This window comes from Natronorubrum sulfidifaciens JCM 14089, assembly GCF_000337735.1.
Lineage (GTDB): Archaea > Halobacteriota > Halobacteria > Halobacteriales > Natrialbaceae > Natronorubrum > Natronorubrum sulfidifaciens.
On the sequence record NZ_AOHX01000035.1, the window covers coordinates 25,613 to 31,951 of the forward strand.

A 6,339-nucleotide genomic window follows, 5' to 3' on the forward strand; every position below is an offset into this window, starting at 1 on the left:
CTCTGATACATTATCTGTATTACATTTGTATTTTATGAACAACCGGGCAGGTGGTCCGCGTTTTCTCTCGTGTGTTGGCGCGTTTCTATCGATTGTTCTACACACCCCAGAAGAACGCGATGCCGAGGACGGTGACGATCGAGAGGATCAACTGCAGCGGTGCGCCGATGCGGAAGTAGTCGCTAAAGCGGTAGCCGCCGGGGCCGTAGACGAACAGGTTTGTCTGGTAGCCGATCGGCCCCAGAAACGAGGTGCTCGCGGCGAACATGACCGCGAAGACGAACGCGAGCGGGTTCGCACCGATCCCCGCCGCTGCAGCCGCTGCAACCGGAATCAGCAAGACGACGCTCGCATTGTTGCTGATCATCTCTGTGATCAGCCCCGTCACGATGTAAAACACCCACAACACGACGAGCGTCGGGAGGAACCCGGCCGTCGAAACGACCAGAAACGCGAGGTAGGCTGCCGCCCCGGACTGCTCCAGTGCGATGCCGAGCGGAATTACGCCCGCCAACAGGAAGATGATGTCCCACTCGACGGCGTCGTACAGTTCGTTCGGCTCGAGGACACCCGTGACGACCATCGCAACGACACCGGCAAGCGCCGAGAGCAAGATCGGATAGAGATCCAGCGCGGCGACGGCGACGACGCCGATCATGATGGCGACCGCGATCGGCGCTTTATCGGCCCGGTACTCTGGTTTGGGTGGTTCGCGGGCGACGATCACGTCGTCACGCCGCGAGAGTCGATCGAGCGTGTCCGGCGGGGCCTGAACGAGTAACGTGTCGCCGACGTCGAGTCGTTTGCCGACGATCCGATCGCTGATCAGCGCCCCGTGGTGGCGAAGCCCGAGGACGGCGGCGTTGAACTCCTCGCGGAACGACTCGGGGTCGAGGCGTTCGCCGACCAGCCGGGAGTCGAGCGAGACGACCAGTTCCGTGATGATTCCTGCCTCGTTGTCGGTCGACAGCTCCGCGTCGGACTGGGGGTTGCCGACCAGTTCGACGCCCGTGGCGTCCTCGAGCATCGTAATCGCGTCTCGGTCGGTACGGATAACGAGCACGTCGCCCTCGTGAAGGCGTGTCTCCTGTCGCGGGGCGACCGACCGATCCCGGTCGCGAACGATCTGTACGACGTCGATTTCGGGGCCGAGGTGTTCGGTTACGGTGCCGACTCTCGCGTCGACGTACGGCGACCCTGGGACGACGGCGACTTCGACGATGTAGTCACCGACGTCGTAGGCCTCGACGTAGTCCGCCTGTGCCGGGACCCGCTCGGGAAGCAGGTAGTGGCCGACGAAGATCAGATACAGCGCGCCGACGATGACGACGATGACACCCAGCTGCGTGAACTCGAACATCGAGAACCGATGGAGTTCGGGGTAGTCTGCCCCGAGTCGAGCGCTGATGTCGCTTGCGAGGATGTTCGTCGAGGTGCCGATGAGCGTGAGCATGCCGCCGACCTGTGAGGCATACGACAGCGGGATCAGCAGCTTCGACGGCGACGTGTTCCCGCGGTTGGCGACGTCGGTGACAACCGGCACCAACAGTGCGACGACGGGCGTATTATTGAGGAAGCCGGAGACGGGACTGGTCGCGACGACGGTGGCGAACAGCTGTTTGTGAATGCTGTCGCCCGCATACGATGCCATCCGGCGGCCAAGTTCTTGTACGAGCCCCGTGCGGGCGATACCGCCACTCAAGATCAACATCGCGAGCACCGTAATCGTCGCGTCGTTGGCGAACCCGGAAATTCCGGTACTCGGGTCGACGCCCGTCCACGGCTCGAAGACGACCAGAATTACGATCAACAAGATCGCGGTGACGTCGATCGGCAACCGCTCGGTGACGAACATCACGAGCGCGAACGCGACGACGCCGAAGACCACGAGCATCTCGGCCGTCAGCGCTGGCTGGGAGACCGGCTGCTGGGCGAGCGCCAGACTGTCTGCCATCAACGTTCACCTGTGGCCACACCGACAGGACATGTAACAATTCTGCACGGAACTCGAACAGTGTTGGGGCGATGGCTGTTCGCCGAAACCGTCGCCTTTACTCGAGTCCGACGCGCGCACATGAGTATGCGCACCAACACACACGATGGGTTCGAGGTAATCCCAGCAGTCGACGTCCAAGACGGCGAAGTCGTCCAGCTCGTACAGGGCGAACGCGGCACCGAGAAGACCTACGGCGACCCGGTCGAGGCCGCACAGCGATGGATCGACGCCGGTGCGTCGTCGCTCCACCTCGTCGACCTCGATGGGGCGTTCGAGGGCGAACGGCAGAACGCGGACGCCATCGACGCCGTCCTCGAGACCGTCGACGTCCCCACCCAACTCGGCGGCGGCATTCGGACCGCCGAGGGTGCGATCGACCTCCTCGAGCGCGGCCTCGACCGTGTCATCCTCGGCACGGCGGCCGTCGAGAACCCCGAAATCGTCGCCGAGATCAGCGAGACCCATCCCGACAGCGTCGTCGTCAGCCTCGACGCGAAAGACGGCGAGGTCGTCGTCGAGGGCTGGACCGAAAGCGCGGGCATCACGCCCGTCGAAGCCGCCGAACGCTACGCGGAGCTGGGTGCGACCGCGATCCTCTTTACGAACGTCGACGTCGAGGGGCAACTCGAGGGCGTCGCAACGGAGCCGGTTCGAGAGTTAGTCGACGCGACCGAGATTCCTGTCATCGCCAGCGGTGGCGTGGCGACCCTCGAGGACGTGCGCGCGCTCGCGGAGACCGGCGCAGCGGCGGTGGTCGTCGGCAGTGCGCTGTATGAGGGGAAGTTCACGCTCGAGGAGGCACAGTCGGCCATCGACGAGTAATCGTCGGTGGAAAGACGGGGTCGTGACGAAGGCACGGCAGCGGCGTCACGTTTTTGAAACTGATTACGGAACGTTCGACAGTCGATCTTCGAGTTCCGCCGTCGTCGTCCACGAAAAGCACTGGTCCAGTGACTCGAGGTGAACGAGTGAATCGGTTATCACGCCGCTATACGACGGCGTGCGGCCGCCGAGTTCGGACTCCAGATACGATTCGAGATCCTGCGTCGAGATGTCCAGTCCGTGCTCACGAGCCTGTGTAGCGAGCGCAGCGAGTTCTTTGTCGAGGTCATCCGCACGATATGCCAGTTCAACGGCCCGAGCAAGTATCGCGTCTTGTGTTGTGAGTAGGGACTCGTCGTCGTAGTGTTCCTCCTGTGCCCGCGGGAAGAGATACGTGCGGTCAAGCAGCACCGGGCGTTCCACGCGTCCGAACTCGGCGATCGCCCCACCAGTGTCGTGTTCAAGAAGCAGCGGAATCGAATCTGCGTAGAGGGCGTGGAGAAAGAACTTGACTTTGAGATTCGGGATGGCATCCGACACGTCGAGGTCAGGCTGTGTAGCGAGCAAGTACGCGTAGGCATCGTGCCGGTGGTTCAGCACGTCAAGCGCTTCGTCGAGACGATACTTGAACGGCGATTCGTAACTGCCCAGCACGAAATACGTCGAATGTGGGCCAAAGAGGTGCTCATGTCGCTCTCGCATGTACAAAAGGAGCCGTTCACTGTCTATCGGATCGAGTTCTAAGCCGTAGAGAACATCGTTCAGAATGAAGTCCGTGAGCTCTTCACTGTTCTCCGGTATCTTCGTCATACTAACCAATATGGAAAAATGGCCTAATAACCATACTGGTCCAACTGAGAATGATCAATCCCTTGTGCTTATGTAATCTGACATCGTATGTTCAGTTGACAATGGCCGACATCTCCGCGCATTCGAAAGCCGACAACGAGGAAAACCCCTTAGAGCGGCAGCGTGAGCTGATGGAGCTGCTGTCACAGGAAACTCGACACAGCATCATTCAGGCACTCGTGGGGCACCCGAAACTCCTCGCATCGGCGGCTGAAATCAACCATTTCGTCCCGAGTAAATCGAAAAAGACCGTCGAAGAGCAACTGGACGTACTCGTTGACGCGGACATTCTCGAGATCTATGAGTATCCGCCAAACAAAAAAAAGCGCGGCTTGCCGTGGAAGTTCTACGGCTTTACTGAATATGGTACCGACATCCTCGGTGACTTCAACTATCTCAAAGGCGTCCCAATGGCGCGAGCCGTTCACCAGAAAACGCGAACGCCCGAGAAAATCGAGCGCCACGAAACGGCCCCGCGACCGCCCCTCCCAGAACCGGTCCGTGCGACGTTCCGACTCGAGGACGACACGTAAGAGCGGAAATTGTCTGCAACTGGACACGATCTCCGGTCAGGTCGTGGACTCCCTTCTTGCATCTCTGTGAACGACGTTTGCCGACTTGTCGCAGTTGGCGACTCCTCGAGGTAGGGAGCTTCTCGCCCGAACGTCGCAACCCGACTTCAGAACGCGTCCTCGAGCGGCGGCACGACCTGCTTCTTGCGGGACATGACGCCGGGCAGGAACGCCTCGCGGTCTTCGACGGTGGTGTCGAGGGCGTCTTCGACGGTGTCGGTGTGGTCGCCGGCGATCAGCGCGGTCGATTCCTCCTCGAGGAGGTCCGTGACGAGCAAGACGAGCAGGGCGTACTCGCGTTCGGCGACGACGTCGTCCATCGCCTCGAGGACGGCATCGCGCTGCTCGAGCACCGGGGCTGGTTCGACGGTTTCGATCTGGCCGATGCCGACGTCGGCGTCACCGAACTCGAACTCCTTGAAGTCGCCGAGCACCATCTCTCGAGGCTCTTTCTCGCCGAGTTTGCTCTTCTGTTTGAGCAGTTCTTTGCCGTACGCTTCGTAGTCGACGCCGGCGATCTCCGCGAGGCGTTCGGCGACGACCTCGTCGGTCTCGGTGGTCGTCGGCGAGCGGAGCACAACGGTGTCGCTCAGCAGGCCGCTGAGCAACAGGCCGGCGGTCTGTTCGTCGATTTCGACGTCGGCCTCGTCGTAGAGGCCCGTGAGAATCGTCGCGGTCGAGCCGACCGGCTCGTTCCGGAAGCGAATCGGGTTGCTCGTCTCGACGTCACCGATTCGGTGGTGGTCGATGATCTCGACGACATCAGCGTCCCGTGCACCCTCGACGGTCTGGCTGTGCTCGTTGTGGTCAACGAGAAGCAGCTGTTCGCCCGTCGCGTCCTCGAGCAGCGTCGGTTCCTCGACGTCCCAGCGCTCGAGCACGAACTGCGTCTCCGGGTTCAGGTCGCCGGCTCGCGCGGCGACGACGTCTTCGCCCTGTGCCTGCTTCAGGCGTGCGTGGGCGATGGCGGAGATGATCGTGTCCGTGTCTGGCTGCTGGTGTCCGATAACGTAACTGGTCTGTGACATGGTCGCTATCTCGTGCTACAGTTTTAAAAAGTGAGGTCTTTTCGGTCGCCAACTGAAACCGGCACATCGCCCTCGAGCCGCTCTGTGCGTGTGGTTTTCACACTCATGATTTCCAGAACGCTGGCGTCAAGAGGACGAGCACGGGGATGATCTCGATGCGGCCGACCCACATCATGACGACCATGACGGCGCGCGTGGTGGTGGGAAAGCCGGCGTAGTTGTCCATCGGGCCGGCCATCCCGAACGCAGGGCCGATATTGAGAAAGATCGACGCGGAGGCTCCGAGCGCTTCGAACTCGGTGACGGCCGTACTCGCTCGAGCGGCGTCGATGACGACGAAAATCGTCAACAGGAAGAAGATGATGATCGCCAGCAAGACGTAGGCGTAGATATCCCGGACCGTCTCCTCATCGATCACTCTATCGCCGAGCCGAAGTGGCCGAACCGCTTCCGGATGGATCGAAGTAAACAGGTTCCGCCGGAACGCTTTGAACGTCACCAGCCAGCGCAGCGACTTGATCGAACAGGTCGTCGAGCCAGCCATCCCGCCGACGAACATACTGAGAAACAGCATATGTGTCGCACCCGACGACCAGAACGAGAAGTCGGTCGATGCATACCCCGTCGTCGACACGATCGAAACCACGTTGAACAACGCATGTCTGATCGTCGGCTCGAGGCCGTCACTGATTTCCGGGTCAATCCAGATAATCGCCGCCACGATTGCGCTAAAGCTCACGAGGACGGCGATGTAGAACCGAAACTCCTCGGATTCGAAGGGATGGCGGAACTCGCCCTGTGTGATATAATAGAGCAGGACGAAGTTGGTTGCGCCGAGGATCATAAAGGGGATAATAGCCCACTGGGCGATCGGTGTGAACGCACCGGCGCTCTGTGGCTCCGGCGAGAAGCCCGCGGTGGCAACGCTGGTCAGCGCGTGGGAGACGGCGTTGAACAGGTCCATGTTCGGTGCCAGCCCCAGCAGATGGAGCAGATAAAACGTCGACGCGGCTAACACCGTCAGGCCGACGTACAGCCCCCAGATGCTGTCTCTTATACACATCTCTGATGG

General features: G+C 61.0%; 6 protein-coding genes. 2 read left to right on the top strand and 4 right to left on the bottom strand.

Annotated features, from left to right (window positions below; all coding sequences use genetic code 11):
- Positions 1-97 precede the first annotated feature (97 nt).
- Positions 98-1,954: an SLC13 family permease gene (locus C495_RS08105; RefSeq protein WP_008161795.1), complete on the bottom strand. Its 1,857-nt coding sequence runs from the start codon at positions 1,952-1,954 to the stop codon at positions 98-100.
- 126 nt (positions 1,955-2,080) lie between these two features.
- Here C495_RS08105 and hisA point away from each other — a divergent pair, with 126 nt between their 5' ends.
- Entirely contained in the window at positions 2,081-2,818 is a 738-nt protein-coding gene (hisA, locus tag C495_RS08110; RefSeq protein ID WP_008161796.1) for a 1-(5-phosphoribosyl)-5-[(5-phosphoribosylamino)methylideneamino]imidazole-4-carboxamide isomerase, read from the top strand.
- A gap of 63 nt (positions 2,819-2,881) precedes the next feature.
- On the opposite strand, the gene C495_RS08115 is transcribed toward hisA, so the two are convergent.
- A complete protein-coding gene (locus C495_RS08115) occupies positions 2,882-3,628 on the bottom strand; it encodes a hypothetical protein (RefSeq protein WP_008161798.1) in 747 nt (248 codons plus the stop codon).
- Positions 3,629-3,729: 101 nt separating this feature from the next.
- Here C495_RS08115 and C495_RS08120 point away from each other — a divergent pair, with 101 nt between their 5' ends.
- A complete protein-coding gene (locus C495_RS08120; protein ID WP_008161800.1) occupies positions 3,730-4,200 on the top strand; it encodes a hypothetical protein in 471 nt (156 codons plus the stop codon).
- A gap of 146 nt (positions 4,201-4,346) precedes the next feature.
- Here C495_RS08120 and C495_RS08125 read toward each other — a convergent pair whose 3' ends face one another.
- Positions 4,347-5,267 (bottom strand): manganese-dependent inorganic pyrophosphatase, encoded by a 921-nt coding sequence (locus C495_RS08125; RefSeq protein ID WP_008161802.1) that lies wholly within the window; start codon positions 5,265-5,267, stop codon positions 4,347-4,349.
- 103 nt (positions 5,268-5,370) lie between these two features.
- A partial coding sequence (locus C495_RS08130) for a TrkH family potassium uptake protein (RefSeq protein ID WP_008161804.1) occupies positions 5,371-6,339 on the bottom strand: 969 nt, incomplete at its 5' end.